The sequence below is a fragment of the Geodermatophilus sp. DF01-2 genome (genome assembly GCF_004571065.1).
Taxonomy (GTDB): Bacteria; Actinomycetota; Actinomycetes; order Mycobacteriales; family Geodermatophilaceae; genus Geodermatophilus.
The window spans coordinates 1-2,138 of record NZ_SPQN01000169.1 but is presented as its reverse complement, the minus strand read 5'-3'; the positions used below and the strand labels follow the sequence as shown (position 1 = coordinate 2,138).

The 2,138-nt window shown below is 77.8% G+C and carries 1 protein-coding gene; it reads left to right on the top strand.

Going from position 1 to position 2,138, the window contains the following annotated elements:
• Positions 1-32: 32 nt before the first annotated feature.
• Positions 33-2,138: transglutaminase-like domain-containing protein (locus tag E4P41_RS21590; protein WP_135143240.1), on the top strand; the 2,106-nt coding region annotated here is incomplete at its 3' end.

Genomic DNA, 2,138 nt, shown 5'->3' with positions numbered 1-2,138 from the left:
GCGGCACCGGCTGCGCTGCAGGCGGGCGCACGGTGACCGGAGCCACGGTGCGGGCGCTGCGGCAGGACGCCGGCACGGCCCTGGCCGCGGCGGCCGCCACCGCGCTGGGCACCTTCGCGCTCGTGCCGGTCTTCACGACCCGGGACTGGCTGCCGCCGGTGCTGGCCGCCGTCGTCGCCGTCGCCGGGGCCGGCGTGCTGCTGCGCGCGGCCGGCGCGGCGCTGCCGGACCGGCTCGCCGGGGACCACCCGGCGCCCTCCTGGTGGACCGGGTTGGTGGGCGTCGGGGTCCCGGTGGGCCAGCTGGCCGTGCTGGCCTGCGTGCTGACGGCACTGTTCGCCCCCGCCGACGCCTGGGGTGGCTGGCTGCCGACCGAGGACAGCCTGGCCGACCTCGCGGCGGTGCTGGCCGACGGGACGGTGGAGCTGCGCGAGCAGTCCACCCCGGCGCTGCCGCTGACCGGCCTGCTGACGCTGACCACTCTGCTCGCCGGCCTGGTCGCCGTCGCCGTCGACCTGGTGGCCGTCGGTGCCCGGCAGCCGGCGCTGGCCGGGCTGGGGCTCCTGGTCCTCTTCTGCGTGCCGGTGAGCACGGTGACCGGCTCGATCGGCGTGCTGCCGGTGGCCGCACCCGCCGCCGGGCTGGCGCTGCTGCTCTTCGCCGACCAGCACCGGCGGCTGGGCCGGCGCACGCAGGAGGGCCGCCGTCCGCTGCTGGGGACGGGGACCCTCACCGCCGTCCGGACGGGGGCCGTGGCCGTGGTCCTCGGGCTGGTCGTCGGCGCCGTCGTCCCCACGCTGACCGAGGGCACCAACTCCTTCGGCTTCGGCCGCAGCTCGGGCGGCGGGTCCACCGGGACCGCCCTCGACCCCGCCGCCGCGCTGCAGGGCCAGCTCACCCTCGACGAGCCGATCGACCTGCTCGAGGTCGACGCCTCGGTCCCCGACCCCGGCCACCTGCGGGTCGTGGCCCTCGAGGTCTACGACGCCGAGGAGGGCTGGACGCTCGGCAACCTGGACGGCGAGACGGCGGTCGGGGACGACGACGAGCTGGTCCCCCTCCCCGGACGGCGCGGCGGCCGGCCGGTCGACGCGCTGATCACCGCTCTCGGCCACGAGGACCGCTTCCTCCCCCTGCTGTACGCGCCGCAGGCCGTGAGCGTGGCCGAGCCGCAGCGGTGGCGCTTCGACCCGAGCACGGGCACCGTCTTCGGCCGCGAGGTGACCACCGCCGGACAGACCTGGTCGGTGGCGGCGGTGCAGCCACGGCCCGCCCCCGACGAGCTGGCCGCCGCCGACCCGTTGCCGCCCGGGCTGCCGCTGGTGCAGCGCTACACCGCCCTCCCCGAGCTCGACCCGAGCGTCGACGAGCTGGTCGCCGCGCTGACCGCCGGGCGGGAGACGCCCTACGAGCGGGTACAGGCGGTCTACGGCCACTTCACCGACCCGGCCAACGACTTCGAGTACTCGCTGTCGACCGCGCCGGGCACCAGTGGCGACGACCTGGCCGACTTCCTGCGGCTGCGCCAGGGCTACTGCGAGCAGTACGCCGGCGCGATGGCGGTCCTGGTGCGGGCGGCCGGCGTCCCGGCGCGGGTGGTGCTCGGCTACACCCCCGGCACCACCCAACCCGACGGCACCCGGCTGGTCACCAGCGACGACGCGCACGCCTGGGTGGAGGTCTACTTCGACGACCTGGGCTGGGTGCCGTACGACCCGACCCCGATCGACGCCGACCGCGCGGTGGAGCTGCCCTGGGCACCGCGCGTGCAGGATCAGGAGGTCGACGACCGCACCGACGCGCCCGCCGCCCCCCTGCCCGCGCCGGCCAACCCGGCGCCACGGACCGAGCCGGCTCCGCAGGACACCCCGCTCTCCCAGTCGGCGCCGGAGGAGGGCAGCTCCCTGGTGCCGGTGCTGCGCGCCGTCGGGACCGTGCTGGCCGTGCTCGCGCTGGCCGCGGTGCCGGCCGGGCTGCGGGTGCTGCAGCGCCGCCGCCGGCTGGCCACCGGCAACCCGGCAGCACTGTGGGACGAGCTCGCGGCCACCGCGCTCGACCTCGGCCGGACGGCCGACCCGACGCGGACACCCCGACAGGTGGCCGAGCAGCTGGCCGGCACGGCGGGCGCCGGCGGCGCA